Consider the following 20,452-nt stretch of genomic DNA (forward strand, 5'->3'; position numbering starts at 1 on the left):
TTTCAGGCATCCTCTCCCAAACTATTCAGGGCCGCCCCGGCAACGGTGCGGCCCCTTTTTTGCTCGCAAGCCGCGAGCATTGGAATTTGTCCGAGATACGGCGCTGGGCAGTGCAAACAGCCTACGGCAGCGCCTCTCCCCGGGCCGCCACAAACACTGCGTACCACTGCTGCCTCGTCCATTGAACGGACTGCGCGGCCATGGCTTCAACCACGCGCTCCGGCTTTTGCGACCCAACAATGGGAACGATGCCGGCTGGGTGCGCCATCAGCCACGACAAAGCCGCCACCGTCCTCGAAATGCCCTGCGCGTTGGCCACAAGATCGAGCGCTGCTGCCACAGCCTTCTCATGTGGGTTTTCCGGCGCAGCGATTCGCCCACCGCCAAGTGGTGACCAAGCCAGCACGGTAAGCCCGCCCTTCATAGCCTGATCGAGTTCACCGTTTTCCACGCAGTCGGTGCGCAGGACGCTCACTTCTGGCTGGGTCGCCACCAGTTTGTGTCCGAGGAAATGCTGCAGCGCGTCGATCTGGCTGCACGTGAAATTGGATACGCCGAGAGAGCGCACTTTTCCCGACGCCACGGCATCGTCGAGTGTTCGCGCAAGTTCCTGCGGATGCGTCAGGATGTCGGGCCGGTGGACCTGCCACAGATCGATCCTGTCCGTCTGCAGGCGGCGCAGGGACGCATCAATAGCCTCGTTCAGGTACTTTACAGACTGGTCGTATGGGGCTGGCGGACGAATGCCCCCCTTGGTTGCCAGCACAATCCTGTCGCGCAGCCCAGCATCAGCGGCCAGAACCTCGCCCAGCACAGCTTCTGCCGCGCCAAAGCCTCCAGAGCCATCGAAGCCGTAGATATCCGCCGTGTCGAACAGGGTGATCCCGGCGTCGAGCACGGTCCGGGCGAGCCGGTCCACCGCCGCTGCATCAAGACCACTGTCGACAAGGCGCCACATGCCCCAGCCCAGTGCTGAAGTCTTCAATCCGGATTGCCCAAGTGGACGAGAAGCCGGGATAACCGGAAGTGCGGACATATGGGTGGCACCTTGGCAGAAATTGGATGCCGAGATTGTAGTGGCACCGCGCCGCGGTGGCCACCGATCGCATACGAATGCTGCAAAGCACAATCGCAAGCCACGGGAAACCGTGGCTTTTGGGGCTTTCACCCCTTGCGCTTACTGAACGAACGTCCTATTTTTATGCACGGATCAGGAACAATCGGGAAAACCCATAGGTCCGACAAAAAGGGCAACAAATCGGCCCGCGATAAAAAGACAAAATGCAGGAGAGTATGACATGAAAACGCTATTTGCCGCCGCTGCAGCGGTCGGCTTGCTGTCTGCACCGCAGATGGCATTTGCCTCAGGCTCTGCCGAAACCGTCGCCATCTCGGTATCTTCCGAGGGCCTTGACCTCAGCCAGCGCGCTGACGTGCAAAAGCTGCGCGCGCGCATTTCCGAGGCGGCTGCCGAAGCCTGCGACCCGTCCGACCGCATGATTGTGACGACGCTGCCGGATTACCAGTGCCGCCGCGCCGCGATTGCCAGCGTCGAACCGTCCGTACAGAAAATGGCCAGCGCAGCCAAGCGCAAGACAGTTGCGCGCAACCGCTGACCGATGATGGTTTGCGCCGGGCGTTGAGGATGTTTCAACCCTCTCGCCCGGCGTTTCGATTCAACCACCCAGGACCTTGATCGCCATGGCGGCGGCAGCGGCGCGAGTCTCTACGCCCAGCTTTTCATAAATGCGTTCAAGATGCTTCTGCACGGTGCGCGAGCTGATCAGCAGCACTTCTGAAATCATGCCGTTCGATTTGCCGTAACTGATCCACAACAGAACCTCTGCCTCACGGTCAGTCAGCGACAGCCGCTGTTGCAGCTTGAGCACGTCGGCCTTCGGATTGAGTTCATTGAGGCGGATCAGCACCTCGTTCTCACGATATTGCGAGATGATCACCAGTTCGAGCGTCGTCTCGCCGCGGTCGATCTTGGCCGAGGCGCCCTGCGTCGAACTTCGCACCAGCAACCGCTCAACCGTGCCGCGCACGGCATCGGGCAAGGTGCCCTTCTCGCGGCCCCATTCCGGGCTGACGCGGCTGATCGCCTGTTCGGCCAGCGGCGTGCACCACAGCAGCAGCCCGCGCGTATCTGTCGCCATCATCAGGCGGCCCGTGGCATCAAGCCCCGCCGCGCCTGCCTGCATCGCGCGGGCGTGGCCAATATGCACGCGCACGCGCGCCATCAGTTCGTGCACATTCACCGGCTTGCGCAAGTAGTCGACGCCGCCAACCTCGAAGCCTTCGATGACATGCTCGCTCTCGGTCAGGCCGGTCATGAACACCACCGGCACATGGGCGAGCGAAGGTCGTCCCTTGATCCGCGCCGTCGCCTCAAACCCGTCGATCCCGGGCATGACCGCGTCCATCAGAATAAGGTCAGGTACCACGTGGTCGAGCAGATCCAGTGCAGCATTTCCCGAAATCGCCACAAGCACAGTTATCCCGGCGCTCTCAAGCGTATCGGTGAGGAAGCGCAGCGAATCCGGCTCGTCGTCAACGACGAGAACCGTATCGCGCCGCGCGCTGCCGCCACTCATCTCACAATTCCTCCAGCGTTCGCGTCATGGCGGCCAGATCGAACCGGTCTAGGCAATCGAAAAGCCGCGCCACCAATACGCCAGAACCGGGGTCCGCAAGCTCAAGGCCGCGAATTTCGCTCTCCAATGCGCGCACGTGCCCAATGCGCACAAGCGATTTCAGTCGGTCGACGTGGTCACGCGCCTGTGCAGTGAGCGGCATGCCCTGCCTGCCCTGTTCATCAGGGGACTCCGCAGCGCGCTCGGGCCAGGTCCATTCCAGTGCAAGAATCCGCCCAAGTGCATCGATCAGCAAGGACAGATCGACTGGCTTCAGCAGGAAGTGGTCGTGATCGGCCTCCTTGCGTTCAAGACCGTGACGCTCTTCCGCATTGGCCGACAGCATCATGATCGCCAGATTGCGGCCATGCGCTGCTCGCAAGTGCGACGCCAGTTCCCACCCCGACATGCCGGGCATACTGACGTCAAGGATTGCGGCGTCGAATGCTCCAGCCGCTGCCATCGCCAACGCGGCAGAACCGCTGCTGGCCGGAGATAGATCGAAGCCCAACTCGCCCAGCGCCGCTTGTAGAAGCGACAAATGATCGGGGTTGTCGTCAACCAGCATGATCGAACGCCGCTTGCCGACGTATCCCGTCGGCCGCCGGGCCTGCTCGGCGCGGTCGATGAAGCCCGAGACTTGCGGCAGCATGATGCTGACAAGAAAGCACGAGCCCTGGCCCGGCGCGCTCTCGACCTGCATGTTACCGCCGAGCATCTGAACGATCGCCCGTGTGATCGCCAATCCGAGCCCTGCCCCCTTGGCCACGGTGTCGTTTGGTTCGCCCACCTGCGCATAAGGGGCGAACGCCTCTTCAGCCTGCGCCTCGCAGATTCCCGGCCCGGTATCGCGCACTTCGAACGTGGCCATCTGACCCGCCCAGCGCAGCGAAAGGACCACTTCACCGGCTTGCGTGAACTTCACCGCATTCGATACGAGGTTGATCAGGATCTGCCTGATGCGGCGCACATCCATGCGCACGAATTCGGGCAGGCGGCCGGGCAGCTCGCACCGAAAGGTCAGCCCCTTCTGCTCGGCCATTGGCCTGAACATCTCTGCCACCTGCTCAACCACCGGGCCCAGCCGGACGACCGTATTGTCGATCCGCACCACGCCCTGTTCAACCGAGGCGATGTCGAGCAACCCTTCGACAAGGTTGGTCAGGTGCTCCGCGCTGCGGCGGATCACTCGCGCAGCATCCTTGGGGGCCACGGCCGCATCTTGCTCGACCAGCTGGGCGTAACCATAGATGGCATTGAGCGGCGAACGGATTTCGTGGCTCACGCTGGCAAGATAGCGGCTCTTGGCCGCACTGGCGGATTGTGCCGCGTCTCGTTCCCGCGTCAAATCCTGCAGGTCAGGGCCAGCAACCTCGCGCCTCGGGATGAACGCAAGGCACGAAGCCAGAATTGCGCAAAGCCCAAGCGCGGTTGCAACGTGCAGCACAAGGCTCTCGCCCGGCACGACAACGTCCATGGCGATCATGCCCAGCGTGACCGCCGCAATGATGCATATAAACCAGACTCGCAATGCCCATCGCCCGTCATTCTCACGTCGGTCGGGCGGTGCCCCGGTCAATTGCGCGAAACGCGAACGCAGGAACGCCACGTGCGCGCGCCTGCCGGGAGCGAGCGACGAGACGTTAATCGGTATCATGCAGGCAAGCTGCCGATGAACCCGGCGGATTGCGCCAGCCCATTTTCGCCAATGACCATTGCTCGTGACCCCGCGCGCCCTCGTTATGTATGTGGCGCAAACGGATTGTGCACTGCAATGACGCGCGACTCAACCCCCTGCCAAAGTACAGGGCGCATTGGCGCTTTGCGCGGCTTCAGATCAGCTGATCGCGCTGCAAACGCTGCATGAGCCGTTCCGCCACAGAGTGACGGATCGCATGACCATCCCTCAATTTTACCCATGTATTCAGGCCTATCCCGAAATGGTTCTGGATCACTTCGGGCTTCTGGCTCTTCAAGACCGACGCCATCTTGTGAACCACCGCCGGTTCGACTTGAGTGAGTCGTTGCGTTGTCATTTTCCCTCACAGGTTCAGTTTCCGGTGACACCATATTTTGCAGCGCAGCACATGGCATACGTCATTTGCCCCATTTGATTTCCGGACACCTGTCATAGATTCGAGGGCCGATTATGCCTCGCCGATAGTACAGCGCGACATGCGCCGAACTTCCCTCGGAAAATCAGTTATTTAAGATTCGCAATACGTTGTCGCGACTCGCACGGGCGGTGCCATGGCAGAACCGACGCAGCAATTATGACCTTCCGATCAATCGCACCAATTGTGCCATGACAATGATGACGGGGCCAAACGGTCTATCTATGATCCTCAATCCGGCCTTCCCGTGCATGGTCGATGGCTTTTGAGGATCAGGTCGATATGGCAACGCTTGCTGGCAAAGAAGAAGTACTGCGTTACAATGGGTTAGCCCGGACGTTTCACGCCCTTATCGCGGTCATGGTCCTGTTCAACCTCATTAGCGGAATCGGCGGCGAGGCCATTGAGGACATGTGGAATCCCATTCCTGTCCACAAGAGCACCGGCATTCTCATTCTGCTCCTGACGCTCGCAAGAATTGGCTGGCGCCTGACCTGGACGATGCCAGCTTGGCCCGACGCGATGGGCAATTTCCAGCGCCTTGTGGCGAAAGTGACGCATTTCGCGCTCTATGCCCTGATGATCGCTGTACCGCTGACCGGATGGATCATGTCGTCGGCAGGCAAATACCCGCTGACGATTTACGGTTTGGTCGATTGGCCAAAGCTGGCCATTACCAAGGGCTCGACACTTGCGAATGCCGCGGGTGAGGGTCACGAAGTCCTCGGATTTCTCATGGCGGGCTTGGTCGTGCTGCATATCGGTGCAGCGCTGCACCACCATTTTGTCATCAGGGACAACGTGTTGCGCCGCATGCTCTGAAGCGCAAACGTATTCTCACCGACATTGGTAGCGCGGCGCACTACACCGGCCCTGTCAGTTTTGACGGGTGGGGCATGGGCAAAACAACTGCAATCGAGGCGATGGGGCTGTGCGAGTCGCGCAAACGCGCTCGCCTGGCTGCGCCCTGCCCCCAGACGCAGCAACGCACTATTTCGCCAATTCACCGCTTGCCGATACGGGTGGCGCTGTCATACCCGGAAGCATGGGAGTTCGATGAACAGTCGCCCGGTATCGCGGGGATCGGCCATGCGCCGCTTCCGCAAAAGCGCGAGCAGGGTGCGTTGAAAGGCCGGTGCAAAAGGTTCCGGCGCGCTGGTGGCTTGGCCACGTCCCGCGCCGGGAGCAACAGGGTGGGACGTGTACCATGAGCCTTGATTCAAATTCCAAAGCTGGTCAGATCGATGCCCAGATCATCGACGTCCTGCGCCACCGCGTTGGCAAGGATGAACGCGCAGCCAAGCCACATGACTGGTACACCGCAACCGTCCTCACCTTGCGCGATGCCATTATCGACACCTGGATGGAATCTACGCGCAAGACTTATGCCGAAGGCGGCAAGCGCGTCTACTACCTGAGCCTCGAATTCCTGATCGGCCGGCTGCTGCGTGATGCGCTCTCGAACATGGGCCTGACGCGCGACATGGAAAAAGCGCTGCGTGAGCACGGTTTCGATCTATCGGCGCTCGAAGATCTCGAACCTGATGCAGCGCTCGGCAACGGCGGCCTTGGCCGTCTCGCCGCCTGCTTCATGGAAAGCCTCGCCAGCCTCGACATCCCCGCCTACGGCTACGGCATTCGTTATGTGAACGGCATGTTCCGCCAGCGCATCGACGATGGCTGGCAGGTCGAACTGCCAGAAACGTGGCTCTCCCACGGCAACCCCTGGGAATTCGACCGCCGCGAAAGCGCCTACATCATCGGCTTCGGCGGTGAAGTTGTCGAAACCGGCGAAGGCGTCGAGTGGCGGCCGGCCGAAAAGGTCGAGGCCAGCGCTGTCGACACCCCGGTGGTCGGCTGGCGCGGCAAGCGCGTCAACACCTTGCGCTTGTGGACCGCACACGCGTTCGACCCGCTTAAGCTCGACGCCTTCAACGCAGGCGACCATCTCGGCGCCCTTTCCGAACAGATGCGCGCCGACAGCCTCGTGCGCGTGCTCTATCCCGCAGACTCCACCCCCGCCGGGCAAGAGTTGCGGCTGCGGCAGGAGTATTTCTTCACCTCCGCCTCGATCCAGGACATCGTGCGCCGCCACATCCAGTTCCACGGCGACATCCGCACCCTGCCCGACAAGGCCGCGATCCAGCTTAACGACACCCACCCGGCGGTGGCCGTCGCCGAACTGATGCGCCTGATGGTCGACGTCCACGGCCTCGAATTCAGCGAAGCCTGGGAAGTGACCAAGGCGACCGTCGGCTACACCAACCATACGCTCCTGCCCGAAGCGCTGGAATCCTGGCCGCTGCCTCTGTTCGAACGGTTGCTGCCGCGCCACATGCAGATCGTCTATGCGATCAACAGCCGAGTCCTGCGTGAAGCGCGCAAGGCTGGGCTGGACGACGCCGCGATCTCGGCCATCAGCCTGATCGATGAAGGTGGTGAGCGCCGTGTGCGCATGGCCAACCTCGCCTTCACCGGCGCACATAGCGTCAACGGCGTGGCCGCCCTCCACACCGATCTGATGAAGACCACGGTCTTCTCGGACCTGCACAAGCTCTACCCAACGCGGATCAACAACAAGACCAACGGGGTTACCCCGCGCCGCTGGCTGCAGCAATGCAACCCCGGCCTGACCTCGGTGCTCAAGGACGCCATCGGGGATGGTTTCCTCGATGACGCCGCAAAGCTGACCGACCTCAATGCTCTGGCCGATGACGCCGCGCTGGGCGAGCGGATTGCCGAGGTCAAGCGGTCCAACAAGATCGCGCTGGCCAAGCACATCAAGACGCTGACCGGCGTGCGCCTCGATCCCGATGCGCTGTTCGACGTCCAGATCAAGCGCATCCACGAATACAAGCGCCAGTTGCTCAACCTGATCGAGACTGTCGCACTCTACGACCAGATCCGCAGCCATCCCGAACGCGACTGGGTGCCGCGCGTGAAGATTTTCGGCGGCAAGGCAGCGTCGAGCTACCACAATGCCAAGCTGATCATAAAACTCGCCAACGACATCGCCCGCCGCGTCAATTCCGATCCCTCGGTCGGCGGTCTGCTCAAGGTCGTGTTCGTGCCGAATTACAACGTCAGTCTGGCTGAACGCATCATCCCGGCAGCCGATCTGTCCGAACAGATCTCGACCGCGGGCATGGAAGCCTCGGGCACCGGGAACATGAAGTTCGCGCTGAACGGCGCGCTCACCATCGGCACGCTCGATGGCGCCAACATCGAGATCAAGGACCATGTCGGCGATGCCCACATCGAGATCTTCGGCCTCACCGCCGATGAGGTCGAGGAACAGCGAGCCAACGGCTATGTCCCGCGCGACGTGATCGAGAAATCGCGCGAACTGCGGCAGGCGCTTGAGGCTATCGCCACCGGCGTCTTCTCGCCCGACGATCCGGACCGCTACAAGGGCCTGATGGGCGGCATCTACGACCACGACTGGTTCATGGTCGCCGCCGACTTTGATGGCTACCACGCCGCTCAGCGCAACATCGACAAACGCTGGGAAAATCAGGCGGGCTGGCGCGCATCTGCTATCCGCAACATCGCCAATGTGGGCTGGTTCTCGTCCGATCGCACGATCGGCGAATATGCCCGCGACATCTGGGGGGTCTGAAAACCAGCATGAAGCCATCGGCGAGCGCCATCGAAGCCCTTCTGGACGGGACGCACGCCGATCCTTTCTCTCTGCTCGGCATCCACGAAGGGCCGGAAGGCGCGTTTGCCCGCGCCGTCCTGCCCGGCGCAGAGGAAGCGGTTGCATGGTCGCTGTCAGGCAAGAAGCTCGGCGTCCTCAACCGGATTGATGGTCGCGGACTGTTCGAAGGCAAGGTCAAAGGCCCGCGCCAGCCTGTGCGCTATGCCTGCAAGGCGGGCACGGACGAGTGGCTGGTGACCGATGCCTACAGCTTCGGCCCCGTGTTTGGTCCGATGGACGACTTCCTGATTGCCGAAGGCACGCACTTGCGCCTGTTCGACAAGATGGGCGCGCACCTGATCGAGCATGAGGGCGCGACTGGCGTCCACTTCGCAGTCTGGGCGCCCAACGCCAGCCTCGTCAGCGTCGTCGGCGATTTCAACGATTGGGACCATCGCCGCCACCCGATGCGCCGCCGTGCGGACATCGGCGTGTGGGAAGTGTTCATCCCCGACATCGGCGAGCACCGCACCTACAAATACCGCGTCGTCGGCGCTGACGGCACGGTCCAGCCGCTCAAGGCCGATCCCTATGCGCTGGCGTCGGAGTACCGCCCCGCTACAGGCTCGATTACTGCGCACCCGGTCAAGATGGACTGGGGCGATGCAGGCCACCGCGCCCACTGGGCTTCGGTGGACGCCCGCCGCCAGCCGATGTCGATCTATGAAGTCCATCCCGGTTCATGGCAGAAGCCGCACGACGAGGGCTTTTACACCTGGGATGAACTCGCGGACCGGCTAATCCCCTATGTCACCGAGATGGGCTTCACCCATATCGAATTCCTGCCAGTCTCGGAACACCCCTACGATCCGTCATGGGGCTATCAGACCACCGGGCTGTACGCCCCATCGGCTCGCTTCGGCCCGCCTGAAGGCTTTGCGCGTTTCGTCGATGGCGCGCACCGCGCCGGGGTTTCCGTCCTGATCGACTGGGTGCCCGCGCACTTCCCCACCGATGAACACGGACTCGTCCGCTTCGACGGTACGGCGCTCTATGAACATGAAGATCCGCGCCTGGGTTTCCACCCGGACTGGAACACGCTGATCTACAATTTCGGCCGCCGCGAGGTCGTCAGCTTCCTCGTCAACAACGCGCTTTTCTGGGCCGAGCGCTACCATGTCGATGGCCTGCGCGTCGATGCGGTCGCCTCAATGCTTTACCGCGATTACTCGCGCAAGAGCGGCGAATGGATTCCCAACGAAGACGGCGGGCGCGAGAACTGGGAAGCGGTCGAGTTTCTCAAGGCCATGAACCGCGCAGTCTATGCCAGCCACCCCGGTTTCCTCACCATCGCCGAGGAATCGACCTCATGGCCCGGCGTCAGCAAGCCTGCTTTCGACGAAGCCCCGCGTGAACATTTGGGTTTCGGCTTCAAGTGGAACATGGGTTTCATGCACGATACCCTCCAGTACATGGCGCGCGACGCAGTGCATCGCAGCTATCACCACAACGAAATCACTTTCGGCCTGACGTACGCCTTTTCCGAAAACTTCGTCCTGCCGATCAGCCATGATGAAGTCGTCCACGGCAAGGGCAGCCTCCTTACCAAGATGAGCGGCGACGATTGGCAGAAGTTCGCCAACTTGCGCGCCTATTATGGCCTGATGTGGGGTTATCCCGGCAAGAAGCTGCTGTTCATGGGCCAGGAATTCGCCCAGCGCCGTGAATGGAGCGAGGCGCGTTCGCTCGATTGGGAACTGCTGCAGGCCCCCGCCCACGAAGGCGTTCGCCGCTGGGTGCGTGACCTCAACCGGGTCTACTCCATCCGCCCCGCCCTCCACGCCCGCGATTGCGAGCCCGAAGGCTTCGAATGGCTGGTAGTCGACGACGCGCAGGCCTCGGTCTTCGCATGGCTGCGCAAGGCGCCCGGCGCAAAACCCGTCGCCGTCATCTGCAACATGACGCCACTGGTCCACGATCACTACCGCCTGCCTTTGCCTCACGATGGGGCATGGCGCGAAGTGCTGAACAGCGATGCGCAGGACTACGGCGGCAGCGGCATCGGCAATCTCGGCGAAGTGACTGCGCAAGATGGCGCTGCATTCGTCGTGCTGCCACCACTGGCCACTATCATGATTGAATTCGAAGGATAAAAGGGAGACGTTGGGGATGCGGGAATCATACTCTCAGCCGCTGGCACGCGATGCCATGGCCTATGTCCTTGCGGGCGGTCGCGGCAGCCGTCTCAAGGAGCTGACCGATAACCGCGCCAAACCTGCGGTCTATTTCGGCGGCAAATCCCGCATCATCGACTTTGCCCTGTCGAACGCGATCAACTCGGGCATCCGCCGCATCGGCGTTGCCACGCAGTACAAGGCGCACTCGCTTATCCGCCACATGCAGCGCGCGTGGAACTTCATGCGCCCCGAGCGCAACGAAAGCTTCGACATCCTGCCCGCATCGCAGCGCGTGTCCGAGCACCAGTGGTACGAAGGCACCGCCGACGCGGTCTACCAGAACATCGATATCATCGCGTCCTATGCGCCCAAGTATATGGTCATCCTCGCAGGCGACCACATCTACAAGATGGACTACGAGTTGATGCTCCGTCAGCATGTCGAAAGCGGCGCTGACGTGACCATCGGCTGCCTCGTCGTCCCTTGCGCTGAAGCCACCGGCTTTGGCGTGATGGCGGTCGACACCCACGACACCATTACCGAGTTCGTGGAAAAGCCTGCCAACCCGCCCGGCATTCCCGGTAACGAGACTATGTCGCTCGCTTCAATGGGCATCTACGTCTTCGACACGGCGTTCCTGTTCGACATCCTGCGCAAGGACGCTGCCGACCCGAACTCGAGCCGCGATTTCGGCAACGACATCATTCCGCACATCGTCAAGAACGGCAAAGCGGTCGCACACCGATTCACCGCGTCGTGCATCCGCGCAGCCGAGGAAATCGAGGAATACTGGCGCGATGTCGGCACGCTCGACGCCTATTTCGAAGCGAACCTCGACCTCACCGACATCGTCCCCAAGCTCGACATGTATGACCGCGACTGGCCGATCTGGACCGACCAGATCATCGCCGCTCCCGCCAAGTTCGTGCACGACGAAGACGGCCGGCGTGGCATGGCGATCTCCTCGCTGATCAGCCAGGACTGCATCGTCTCAGGCGCCATCGCCCGCCGCAGCCTGCTGTTCACCGGCGTAAAGATGGGTTCATTCTCCGAATGCGAAGAGGCAGTGATCCTGCCATATTGCAACATCGGTCGCGGATCGCGATTGAAGCGCGTGATCCTCGATTCCGGCGTCCGCATCCCCGAAGGCCTGATCGTGGGCGAAGATCCGGAACTTGATGCACAGCGCTTTCAACGCACCGAAAGCGGCGTCTGCCTGATAACGAAGACGATGATCGATCGTCTTGCATGACGATAAAAGTCCTCTCCGTCGCCTCCGAGGCGGTGCCACTGGTAAAGACCGGCGGCCTCGCCGATGTGGCAGGCGCGCTGCCCTCAGCCGTCGCGCCGCATGGCGTGGAGATGACCACGATCTTGCCCGGCTATCCTGCTGTGATGAAAGCGCTTTCCCGACCCCGAGCGGTCCATGCGTGGGACTCGCTACTGGGCGATAAGGCGCGTCTCGTCGTGGGCAAGATCGACGGTCATCCGCTGCTCGTGCTTGATGCACCTGCCTATTTCCAACGTGATGGCGGCCCCTATGTTAGTGGTGCGGGTCAGGATTGGGGTGACAACTGGCGCCGCTTTGCCGCCTTCGGGCGTGCTGCTGCCGATGTGGCGGCAGGCGCGGTCAAGGGGCGCAATTTCGATCTTGTCCATGCGCATGACTGGCAGGCCGCGATGGCACTGGCCTATCTGCGCTTTGCCCCGCCTGAAGGCGGCCGCCGCGTCCCCTCGGTAATGACGATCCACAACATGGCGTTTCAGGGGTTCTACGGCGCAGACAAGTTTCCTGCCCTAGCCTTGCCGCAAGAAGCTTGGTCGATGGACGGCGTGGAATACCACGGCGGCGTCGGCTTCCTGAAGGCAGGCCTCGAAGCCGCGAGTGCGATCACCACCGTCAGTCCCACTTACGCGCGCGAAATCCGCACCGCAGAATTCGGCATGGGCCTTGAAGGCCTGATCCTCAGCCGAGGTGAGCGGGTTTCCGGCATCGTCAACGGCATCGATTCCGCGCAATGGAGCCCCGAAACGGATCCCTCGCTGGCCACCCGGTTTGGCGTCAGGACGCTGGCAAAACGCGTTGCCAACAAGCGTGCACTTGAGGCCGATTTCGGTCTTGAATCCGGCGACGGACCACTGTTCGTGGTGATCTCGCGCCTTACCTGGCAAAAGGGCATGGACGTCCTCCTCGAAGTACTTGACCACATGGTTGGCATTGGCGGGCGACTTGCGCTGCTCGGCTCGGGCGACAAGGCAATGGAGAACGGCTTCCACGCCGCCGCCATGCGCCACCCCGGCAAGATCGCGGTGCGCACCGGCTATGACGAGGCGCTCTCGCACAGGATGCAGGCAGGTGGCGATGCCATCCTCGTGCCAAGCCGGTTCGAACCTTGCGGCCTCACCCAGCTTTATGGCCTCGCCTATGGCTGCGTCCCCGTCGTCGCGCGGACCGGCGGTCTCGCCGATACAGTGATCGACGCAAACCTCGCAGCGATCATGGTCGGGGTTGCTACGGGTGTGCAGTTTGGTGGGGTGACATATTCGTCGCTCTCCGACGCAATCAGTCGCACAGTTGCAATCTACGCGCAGCAAGACACCTGGCGCGCCATCCAGCGCGCTGGCATGAAAACCGATTTTTCTTGGAGCCGCTCGGGCAAGGCCTATGCGGACCTCTACGCCAGACTGATTGCGGAGGAACAATGATCCGGACTGTCCCGACTACGCCCTACTCCGGCCAGAAGCCCGGCACTTCCGGATTACGCAAGAAGGTCAAAGTCTTCCAGCAGGCCAACTATGCGGAGAATTTCGTCCAGTCGGTGTTCGATGTGGTTGATCGGCCCGAGGGCTCAACCCTCGTGCTCGGCGGTGACGGGCGCTATCACAACCGCGCGGTCATCCAGCAGACGATCCGCATCGCCGCTGCGAATGGTTACGCGCGCGTGTTGGTCGGCCACGGCGGCATCCTGTCCACCCCGGCTGCCAGCCATGTTATCCGCAAGTACGGCGCCTCGGGCGGGCTGATCCTTTCGGCCAGCCACAACCCCGGCGGGCCGGACGAGGATTTCGGCATCAAGTACAACATTGCCAACGGCGGTCCGGCCCCCGAAGGTGTGACCGACGCAATCTATGCGCGCACGACCACGATTGATCGCTGGTTGACCGTGGACGCTGCCGATATCGACCTCGACATGATCGGCACAAGCACCGTGGGCGGCATGAGCGTCGAGGTGATCGATTCCGTCGCCGACTATGCCGAGCTGATGGAAACCCTGTTTGATTTCAATGCTATCCGCGCCAATGTTCAGGCCGGATTTACCATGTCTTTCGACGCAATGAGCGCCGTTACCGGCCCTTACGCCACGCAGATCCTTGAAGGCCGGCTCGGCTTTGCCAAGGGCACCGTGCGCAACGGCGTCCCGCTGGAAGACTTTGGCGGGCACCACCCCGATCCCAACATGGTCCACGCCCACGAACTGTTCGAGACAATGTTCGGGCCGCAAGCTCCGGACTTCGGTGCAGCGTCTGACGGCGATGGCGACCGCAACCTGATTGTCGGCAAACATCGTTTCATCACGCCTTCGGACAGCCTCGCCATGCTAGCCGCCAACGCGCATCTGGCGCCGGGCTATGCCGCTGGCCTCAAGGGCATTGCCCGCTCGATGCCGACCAGCGCCGCCGCCGACCGCGTAGCTGCAGCGATGGGCCTTCCCGCGTTCGAAACGCCCACAGGCTGGAAGTTCTTCGGCAACCTGCTCGACGCCGGCATGGCGACGATCTGCGGAGAGGAAAGCGCGGGCACCGGGAGCGACCACGTGCGCGAGAAGGATGGCCTGTGGGCGGTCCTTCTCTGGCTCAACATCCTTGCGGTGCGCAAAATCAGCGTGGACCAGTTGGCGCGGGAACATTGGGCGCAATACGGGCGCAACTATTATGCGCGGCACGATTACGAAGCGCTGCCCACCGATAATGCTGATATGCTCATGGCCGAGCTGGGGCAAAGTCTCGCAACTTTGCCCGGCAAGTCCTTTGGATCGTTGACTGTTTCAAAGGCGGACAATTTCTCGTATCTCGACCCCGTAGATGGCTCGACCAGCGCCAATCAGGGCGTGCGCGTGCTGTTCGAGGGTGGTTCGCGTGTCGTCTTCCGCCTGTCGGGGACGGGCACGGAAGGTGCAACGCTGCGCGTCTATCTTGAACGCTATGAACCCGCGAGCGGTGACCTCGACCGCGAAACGCCCGATATGCTGGCGGATCTGATCGCGGCTGCTGACGCCATCGCTGGTATCACCCGCCACACCGGCCGCACCGCACCTGATGTGGTGACGTGACGCCAGGGGTCACGATCAACGACGGCAGAACCCGCTTCACCGTCCGCTCCCCCCGCGCCTTGGCCCTGACGCTGTGCCTATTCGATGGCGAAACAGAGCACTTCGTCGGCATGGATCGCGCAGGCCACTTCTGGACGGTGGAACTTGAAGGGGATCTGAGCGGCGCCCGCTACGGCTATCGTGCGTCCGGCGAATGGAATCCTGCAGCGGGGCTGTGGTTCGATCCTTCCAAACTGCTGGTGGATCCTTACGCTGCAGAACTTGACCACAAGTTCAGGTTCGATAGCAACCTTTCCACATATGGATTTGATACTGCAGCACTAATTCCCAAAGCCATCATCTCGACCCTTCCCGTCGTCAAACAGCAACCGCCGCGCTTCCGGCACGGCGGGCTGATCTACGAAGTCAACGTCCGCGGGCTGACGATGCTTCATCCTGACGTGCCCGAACATATCCGAGGCACCGTAGCCGCTCTCGGCCATCCAGCGATCATCCAGCACCTCAAACGATTGCAGGTTACGGCGATTGAACTCATGCCGATCATGGCGTGGATCGACGAACGACACTTGCCTCCGCTCGGCCTGACCAATGCCTGGGGATACAACCCGGTCACCCCGATGGCGCTGGACCCGCGTCTGTGCCCCGGCGGCGTGGCGGAACTGCGCGAAACGGTTGCCGCGCTCCACGCCGAGGGTATTGGCGTTGTCCTTGATATTGTTCTGAATCACACTGGCGAGAGCGACGTTCTCGGCCCGGTTCTGTGCCTGCGCGGGCTTGATGATGAGGCTTATGCCAAGGCTCCTGATGGGACCCTGATCAACGATACCGGCTGCGGCAACACGCTCGACTTTGGCAATCCTGCCGTCCGCGCGCTTGCACTTGATACCCTGCGCCACTTCGTAAAGCATTGCGGAATCGACGGTTTTCGGTTCGACCTTGCCACCATTCTTGCGCGCAGCCCTGGCTTTGCGGGTAACGCACCGATCTTCGCCGAGATCGCTGCCGATCCATGGCTTGCTGATCGGATCATGATTGCCGAGCCTTGGGATATTGGCCCGGGTGGATATCAACTCGGAGCTTTCCCGCCCAACTGGTTGGAATGGAACGATAGATTTCGTGACGATGTGCGCCGGTTCTGGCGGGGTGATGCCGGGGTGGGGGTATTGGCCACGCGGATTGCCGGCTCGTCCGACGTGTTCGGTAAACGCTGCCGCTCGGTCAATTTCCTCGCCGCGCACGACGGCTTCACGCTTGCTGACGGGTTGGCCTACGAACATCGACACAACCATGCCAACGGCGAGGATAACCGCGACGGACATTCGGAAAATTACAGCTGGAACAATGGTGTAGAAGGCGAAACCGACAATGCGGATGTGATCGCAAGGCGGGCTGCCTACGCCCGCGCGATGCTTGGCACGCTGTTCGTTTCGACCGGCACCATCATGCTGACGGCAGGTGACGAATTCGGGCGAAGCCAGCGCGGCAACAACAATGCCTATGCGCAGGACAACCCGGTCACGTGGATCGACTGGACGAACCGGGATATAGCGCTGGAGGAGTACGTGTGCGCACTATCCTCTTGGCGTAATTCGATAATAGAACAATTCTCCAGCTTTCCCGAGGACGGCGCCTGGTCCGGGTTGGATGGGGGTTCGATGGGTGTAGAGGCATGGCAAGGGGGGGATACCCCCGGCTTGCGCTGGTCTGGGGGCACCTACGGCTTCGTGGTTGACCGGACCGGCCCTGTCGCCGGCCCAGCCTGAACCATCACGCACCAATCCGGCGCAATGCACGGTCGGGATGGAAACCTCCAACTGCAGCCGGATAGGTCCGCTCACCGCGCGCAAGAGGGCGCGGCAGCAACTGGCCGAGCAGGAGTTGTCCGAAGGTCCATTCGCCAAGTTCGGATTCGGCGTTGATGTGCCCGGCCTCGCCCGCGTCCACGAAACCGCTGCCCCAGGCCTGCGCTAGCTGCTGTGCCTGACCGATGCCCATGTAGGGATCGTTGCGGCTGCTCACGACGATCGAGGGGAACGGCAGCTCGCCATGCGGGAATGGCGCGAAGCGGGTGAGACGGCGGTCGATCGGGCGCACTTCGACATCGGGCGGAGCGACCAGCAGCGCGCCGATCACTTTGCCGTCGCGTGGTTGTTCGAATTCTGCCCACCAAGCCACGGCCAGACAACCGAGGCTGTGCGCGGCCAGGACGACCGGCCGGTCGGCGCGCTGTATGGCGAGGTTGATCTTGTTGACCCAGGTGTTGCGATGCGGATCGTCCCACAGGCCGAGATCAATGCGGTGGCAATCGGGAAGCGTCTCTTCCCACCGCGTTTGCCAATGACCTGGCCCGCTGTTGCCGAGGCCTGGAACAGTGAGAATCAGCGGGTCTTTTGATGACCGCGCGAGGGTGTCTTGAGCCATTGCTTGTCTCCATGTGCAGAAAAGCCGGTCGACTCGGTTTACGTCCCGACACCTCATGACATAAGTCAACTTTATCGGTAGACAATAGCGCAGCGCCAGACCGCACGCGATTTGCGCCAAGATGCTATGGCCCGGTGCAGTTCACAGCGGCGGCAAAGGCTCGCTCACAACTGTCGAAGCAATATCTCCCGGACAGCCCAGGCCAATCAACACGCCGCGAGCCACTTCAGCCGGATAATCGCCGCCTGTCTCCTCGCGCAATTGCGTGAACAAGGCCGACAGCGTGGTGCCGAGAAGCAGGTCCCGGCCAATGCGGACGTCGGGCACTTGGAACATGCCGCAGGCAATGCCGCCAGCGACCGTCAACCGCGCCTGCTCGTAAGTCTCCGCCCCGAACACGATGCCGCTGGCGGAAAGGTTGACGATCGACCACGCCCAGCGGGAATCCGTGCGGCCGCGCTCAAGGTAATAGCGGATCGCGGTGGCCGTTCGTTCCGCGCCGTCTGCCTTGGTGTCCAGCACAGCGGTGACCTTGGCGAGAAACTCGTGCGCCACTTCCCACGTCAGTGCCTCGCGCAGGTCCTCCATGCCGGAAAAGTGATTGTAGAACGTCTGGCGCGTTATCCCCGCCGCCTCGCAGACTTCCTCGACGCGGCAGTGCAGACCGGTTTCGCGGCCATAGATGTCAAAGGTCACCGCCACGATCCTTGCCCGCGTGCGGGCGCGTCTCTCCCGGCCGATCTCGGCGCGGCGCTCTGCATCGACCTTGCGCTTGCGGGGGGCGGCTGTCGTCATGGTTTGGACCTATCGGCCAAATCCGTGCTCGTCCACACCCTCTGCTCCCTGAACGCGCGCGCGGTGAAACCCGTTCGCGCTTTGAAAAAGCGGGCAAAGTACGCGGGATCGGCAAAGCCGAGCGCATAGGCGATCTGCGCAACACCGGCCCCGGTGAAGGTAAGGTTGCGCCTTGCTTCCAGCACAACCCGCTCATGGACGAGGTCAGCTGGTGACTGCCCGGTCAAGGCGCGGGTGGCGCGTGTGAGTGTCGACATCGTGGTCCCGAGAGCCTTTGCGTAGGCAGAAACCGGCCAATGCTCGCGGTAATGAGCCTCGACCAGCGTGCGAAACCGCGCGACCAACGGTTCACGCGCGTCCTGCGGGCCGCGGCTTGCCGCGGTCTCGGTCGCTTCAGCAGCCTCAGCCAGAATCAACCCCACTTGCGCCAGCAGACCTGGCCCCAGGGCGGGTTCAACGCCCAACCTCCCGGCCATGTCAGCAAGGAGCCAGCTCAGCCGCGCGGCGGTGGCGGACGATGCACTGAGCGTCACGGCCCGGGCTTGCCCGTCAAAGGCGGACAGTCCTCCAAGCACACCGCCGAGGCGCGGGTCGCTCAACATGCCGGCCGCGAGCGAAAGCACCCAGCCTTGGGCGCCTCGATCAAACCGGAAGGCATGGACGCTCGACGGTGGCACGAGGATCAGCGCGGGTGCGGATACGTGCTCGTCTCCACCGTCACCCAGCAACAGGCTCGCGCCGCTTTCAACAAGGAGCAACTGGAGCATATGCGGATGGGCATGTGGCTTGATCGTCCAGTCATGCAGACTTGACCGATCATAAATGCGTTCGAGATGGACGAACTCGGGCGGCACCAGAACGCCGGTTTCACCGTAGAGTGGATAATGCGTGATGGCGCGGACCTGCATCGTGCAACTTTGCGATGCTTGCTTCAAATGTGCAAGACTCTGCCTCAAGCGGACATCGCCGGTTTTCTTTGGACAGTGCAGGATACGTCCACTGCTTGAGAGGAACCGAAAATGGCAGAAACATCAGAAAAGCGGCCAAAATTCCGCTTCGATCCTTATTCGCCGGCAATCGATGCCGACCCCTTCCCCGCCTACAAGGTTCTGCGCGATGAGCACCCCTGCTTCTGGTCGGAAGAAGCAGGCAAATGGGTCCTGTCGCGCTATGACGATGTGCTCGCCGCGCTGCAGGATTGGCGAACCTATTCGTCAGCCAAGGGCAACCTTGTCGACGAGTTTCCCGGCCGTGCAGGCTCCACGCTCGGGTCCAGCGATCCACCGCGCCATGACCGGCTGCGCGCGCTGATTCAGTCGGCTGTGACCAAACGCGCGCTTGAACACATCATCGAACCGGCACGCGCCTCGGCCAAGGCCCACCTTGCAGCGCTGGCGGACAAACCGACCTTCGATCTGGTCGGTGAATACACGTCGAAACTGACTGTCGATCTGCTGTTCTATCTCTTCGCCCTGCCCGAAGAGGGGGCGGCAGAGGTTCGTGAGAATGCCGTACTGATGGTCCAGACTGATCCGGTCACGCGGCAGAAGAGTCCCGAACACCTCGCGGCGTTTCAATGGATGGCAGACTATGCCGAGAAATTGGTCGCCGCGCGCAAACTCGAACCCGGCGACGATCTGCTTTCGAACTTCATCACCGCGGAAATCGATGGAGAAAAGTTGCTCGACAAGGAAGTGCAACTGACCGTGACCACGTTAATCATGGCCGGGATCGAGAGCCTGTCAGGTTTCATGGCAATCTTCGGGTTGAACCTTGCCGATCATCCCGAGGCACGGCAGGCGCTGGTTGCAAACCCGGCACTGATCCCCGATGCCATCGAGGAATCGCTGCGCTTCAACACGTCTGCCCAGCGCTTCAAGCGAACGCTCACGCGAGACGTGGAACTGCATGGACAAGTGATGAAAGCGGGGGATGCAGTGATCCTGGCCTATGGCTCTGCCAATCGTGACGAGCGCATGTTCACGGACCCGGACACATATGACATTGCGCGCAAGGCCAAGCGGCATCTGGGCTTTGGCGGTGGGGTCCACGCCTGTCTTGGATCGATGATCGGGCGTGTCGCAACACAGATCGCCTATGAGGAACTGCTCAAGGCGGTGCCCGAATTCAGCCGCGTGAATGAAGAACTGGACTGGGTCCCATCGTCAAACTTCCGCAGCCCCAAGCGGTTGATGCTTCGAACGGGTGGCTAGAATGGACTGGCGGCTCAGCAGGTGGCGGGTCATGCACGGCTCGTCGCAAGGGCGGGCCGCCAGACTTGCAGAAGCGGAGTCCTGCATACAATTTGCCCGGCAATGAACGATAACCGGGGTCTCGC

Annotated in this window: 16 protein-coding genes; 9 read left to right on the forward strand and 7 right to left on the reverse strand. The window is 61.9% G+C overall.

Annotated elements, in window-relative coordinates; all coding sequences use genetic code 11:
- Positions 1 to 121: 121 nt before the first annotated feature.
- Complete coding sequence (locus tag RM192_RS10130) at positions 122 to 1,036, reverse strand: aldo/keto reductase (protein WP_311507415.1); 915 nt, start codon at positions 1,034 to 1,036, stop codon at positions 122 to 124.
- Between the two features lie 262 nt (positions 1,037 to 1,298).
- On the opposite strand from RM192_RS10130, the gene RM192_RS10135 reads away from it, so the two are divergent.
- On the forward strand, positions 1,299 to 1,616 hold the full coding sequence (locus RM192_RS10135) for a UrcA family protein (RefSeq protein ID WP_311507416.1): 318 nt from the start codon (positions 1,299 to 1,301) through the stop codon (positions 1,614 to 1,616).
- Between the two features lie 60 nt (positions 1,617 to 1,676).
- On the opposite strand, the gene RM192_RS10140 is transcribed toward RM192_RS10135, so the two are convergent.
- The 3 genes from RM192_RS10140 to RM192_RS10150 all read right to left on the reverse strand — a co-directional run bounded on the left by RM192_RS10140 (position 1,677) and on the right by RM192_RS10150 (position 4,672).
- Positions 1,677 to 2,597 (reverse strand): DNA-binding response regulator, encoded by a 921-nt coding sequence (locus RM192_RS10140; RefSeq protein ID WP_311507417.1) that lies wholly within the window; start codon positions 2,595 to 2,597, stop codon positions 1,677 to 1,679.
- A 1-nt stretch (position 2,598) separates the two neighbouring features.
- The gene (locus tag RM192_RS10145; protein ID WP_311507418.1) at positions 2,599 to 4,293 is read right to left on the reverse strand and encodes a hybrid sensor histidine kinase/response regulator; all 1,695 of its coding nucleotides are present in this window, start codon (positions 4,291 to 4,293) and stop codon (positions 2,599 to 2,601) included.
- A gap of 175 nt (positions 4,294 to 4,468) precedes the next feature.
- The gene (locus RM192_RS10150; protein WP_311507419.1) at positions 4,469 to 4,672 is read right to left on the reverse strand and encodes a hypothetical protein; all 204 of its coding nucleotides are present in this window, start codon (positions 4,670 to 4,672) and stop codon (positions 4,469 to 4,471) included.
- Positions 4,673 to 5,032: 360 nt separating this feature from the next.
- On the opposite strand from RM192_RS10150, the gene RM192_RS10155 reads away from it, so the two are divergent.
- The 7 genes from RM192_RS10155 (at position 5,033) to glgX (ending at position 16,661) form a co-directional block, all read left to right on the forward strand.
- The gene (locus RM192_RS10155; protein WP_311507420.1) at positions 5,033 to 5,572 is read left to right on the forward strand and encodes a cytochrome b; all 540 of its coding nucleotides are present in this window, start codon (positions 5,033 to 5,035) and stop codon (positions 5,570 to 5,572) included.
- A gap of 385 nt (positions 5,573 to 5,957) precedes the next feature.
- Positions 5,958 to 8,369: a glycogen/starch/alpha-glucan phosphorylase gene (locus tag RM192_RS10160; protein ID WP_311507421.1), complete on the forward strand. Its 2,412-nt coding sequence runs from the start codon at positions 5,958 to 5,960 to the stop codon at positions 8,367 to 8,369.
- An 8-nt stretch (positions 8,370 to 8,377) separates the two neighbouring features.
- The gene (glgB, locus tag RM192_RS10165; protein ID WP_311507422.1) at positions 8,378 to 10,543 is read left to right on the forward strand and encodes a 1,4-alpha-glucan branching protein GlgB; all 2,166 of its coding nucleotides are present in this window, start codon (positions 8,378 to 8,380) and stop codon (positions 10,541 to 10,543) included.
- A 16-nt stretch (positions 10,544 to 10,559) separates the two neighbouring features.
- Positions 10,560 to 11,819, forward strand: coding sequence for a glucose-1-phosphate adenylyltransferase (glgC, locus tag RM192_RS10170; protein WP_311507423.1), 1,260 nt, complete (start codon positions 10,560 to 10,562; stop codon positions 11,817 to 11,819).
- Positions 11,816 to 13,273 carry a glycogen synthase GlgA gene (gene glgA / locus RM192_RS10175; protein ID WP_311507424.1) on the forward strand — a complete coding sequence of 486 codons (1,458 nt, stop codon included), beginning with the start codon at positions 11,816 to 11,818 and terminating at the stop codon, positions 13,271 to 13,273. Before glgC ends, glgA begins: the two co-directional genes overlap by 4 nt.
- Positions 13,270 to 14,898 (forward strand): alpha-D-glucose phosphate-specific phosphoglucomutase, encoded by a 1,629-nt coding sequence (locus RM192_RS10180; protein ID WP_311507425.1) that lies wholly within the window; start codon positions 13,270 to 13,272, stop codon positions 14,896 to 14,898. The genes glgA and RM192_RS10180 overlap by 4 nt, the downstream gene beginning before the upstream one ends.
- Positions 14,895 to 16,661 (forward strand): glycogen debranching protein GlgX, encoded by a 1,767-nt coding sequence (gene glgX / locus RM192_RS10185; protein WP_311507426.1) that lies wholly within the window; start codon positions 14,895 to 14,897, stop codon positions 16,659 to 16,661. The genes RM192_RS10180 and glgX overlap by 4 nt, the downstream gene beginning before the upstream one ends.
- 4 nt (positions 16,662 to 16,665) lie before the next feature.
- On the opposite strand, the gene RM192_RS10190 is transcribed toward glgX, so the two are convergent.
- The 3 genes from RM192_RS10190 to RM192_RS10200 all read right to left on the reverse strand — a co-directional run bounded on the left by RM192_RS10190 (position 16,666) and on the right by RM192_RS10200 (position 19,022).
- A complete protein-coding gene (locus RM192_RS10190) occupies positions 16,666 to 17,319 on the reverse strand; it encodes an alpha/beta hydrolase (RefSeq protein WP_311507427.1) in 654 nt (217 codons plus the stop codon).
- Positions 17,320 to 17,460: 141 nt separating this feature from the next.
- Positions 17,461 to 18,114, reverse strand: a complete 654-nt coding sequence (locus tag RM192_RS10195) for a TetR/AcrR family transcriptional regulator (RefSeq protein WP_311507428.1) — start codon at positions 18,112 to 18,114, stop codon at positions 17,461 to 17,463.
- A complete protein-coding gene (locus RM192_RS10200; RefSeq protein ID WP_311507429.1) occupies positions 18,111 to 19,022 on the reverse strand; it encodes a helix-turn-helix domain-containing protein in 912 nt (303 codons plus the stop codon). Before RM192_RS10200 ends, RM192_RS10195 begins: the two co-directional genes overlap by 4 nt.
- A gap of 111 nt (positions 19,023 to 19,133) precedes the next feature.
- Between RM192_RS10200 and RM192_RS10205 the strand changes: the two genes are divergently transcribed.
- Positions 19,134 to 20,327: a cytochrome P450 gene (locus tag RM192_RS10205; protein WP_311507430.1), complete on the forward strand. Its 1,194-nt coding sequence runs from the start codon at positions 19,134 to 19,136 to the stop codon at positions 20,325 to 20,327.
- Positions 20,328 to 20,452 lie beyond the last annotated feature (125 nt).

Origin of the sequence: Novosphingobium sp. MMS21-SN21R, from assembly GCF_031846015.1 — a bacterium.
Classification (GTDB): Bacteria; Pseudomonadota; Alphaproteobacteria; order Sphingomonadales; family Sphingomonadaceae; genus Novosphingobium.

What these genes read in the sequence shown, in the direction of transcription:
- RM192_RS10130 (WP_311507415.1), bottom strand. Translation starts at nt 1,036, where the DNA reads ATGTCCGCACTTCCGGTTATCCCGGCTTCTCGTCCACTTGGGCAATCC.
- RM192_RS10135 (WP_311507416.1), top strand. Translation starts at nt 1,299, where the DNA reads ATGAAAACGCTATTTGCCGCCGCTGCAGCGGTCGGCTTGCTGTCTGCA.
- RM192_RS10140 (WP_311507417.1), bottom strand. Translation starts at nt 2,597, where the DNA reads ATGAGTGGCGGCAGCGCGCGGCGCGATACGGTTCTCGTCGTTGACGAC.
- RM192_RS10145 (WP_311507418.1), bottom strand. Translation starts at nt 4,293, where the DNA reads ATGATACCGATTAACGTCTCGTCGCTCGCTCCCGGCAGGCGCGCGCAC.
- RM192_RS10150 (WP_311507419.1), bottom strand. Translation starts at nt 4,672, where the DNA reads ATGACAACGCAACGACTCACTCAAGTCGAACCGGCGGTGGTTCACAAG.
- RM192_RS10155 (WP_311507420.1), top strand. Translation starts at nt 5,033, where the DNA reads ATGGCAACGCTTGCTGGCAAAGAAGAAGTACTGCGTTACAATGGGTTA.
- RM192_RS10160 (WP_311507421.1), top strand. Translation starts at nt 5,958, where the DNA reads ATGAGCCTTGATTCAAATTCCAAAGCTGGTCAGATCGATGCCCAGATC.
- glgB (WP_311507422.1), top strand. Translation starts at nt 8,378, where the DNA reads ATGAAGCCATCGGCGAGCGCCATCGAAGCCCTTCTGGACGGGACGCAC.
- glgC (WP_311507423.1), top strand. Translation starts at nt 10,560, where the DNA reads ATGCGGGAATCATACTCTCAGCCGCTGGCACGCGATGCCATGGCCTAT.
- glgA (WP_311507424.1), top strand. Translation starts at nt 11,816, where the DNA reads ATGACGATAAAAGTCCTCTCCGTCGCCTCCGAGGCGGTGCCACTGGTA.
- RM192_RS10180 (WP_311507425.1), top strand. Translation starts at nt 13,270, where the DNA reads ATGATCCGGACTGTCCCGACTACGCCCTACTCCGGCCAGAAGCCCGGC.
- RM192_RS10190 (WP_311507427.1), bottom strand. Translation starts at nt 17,319, where the DNA reads ATGGCTCAAGACACCCTCGCGCGGTCATCAAAAGACCCGCTGATTCTC.
- RM192_RS10195 (WP_311507428.1), bottom strand. Translation starts at nt 18,114, where the DNA reads ATGACGACAGCCGCCCCCCGCAAGCGCAAGGTCGATGCAGAGCGCCGC.
- RM192_RS10200 (WP_311507429.1), bottom strand. Translation starts at nt 19,022, where the DNA reads ATGCAGGTCCGCGCCATCACGCATTATCCACTCTACGGTGAAACCGGC.
- RM192_RS10205 (WP_311507430.1), top strand. Translation starts at nt 19,134, where the DNA reads ATGGCAGAAACATCAGAAAAGCGGCCAAAATTCCGCTTCGATCCTTAT.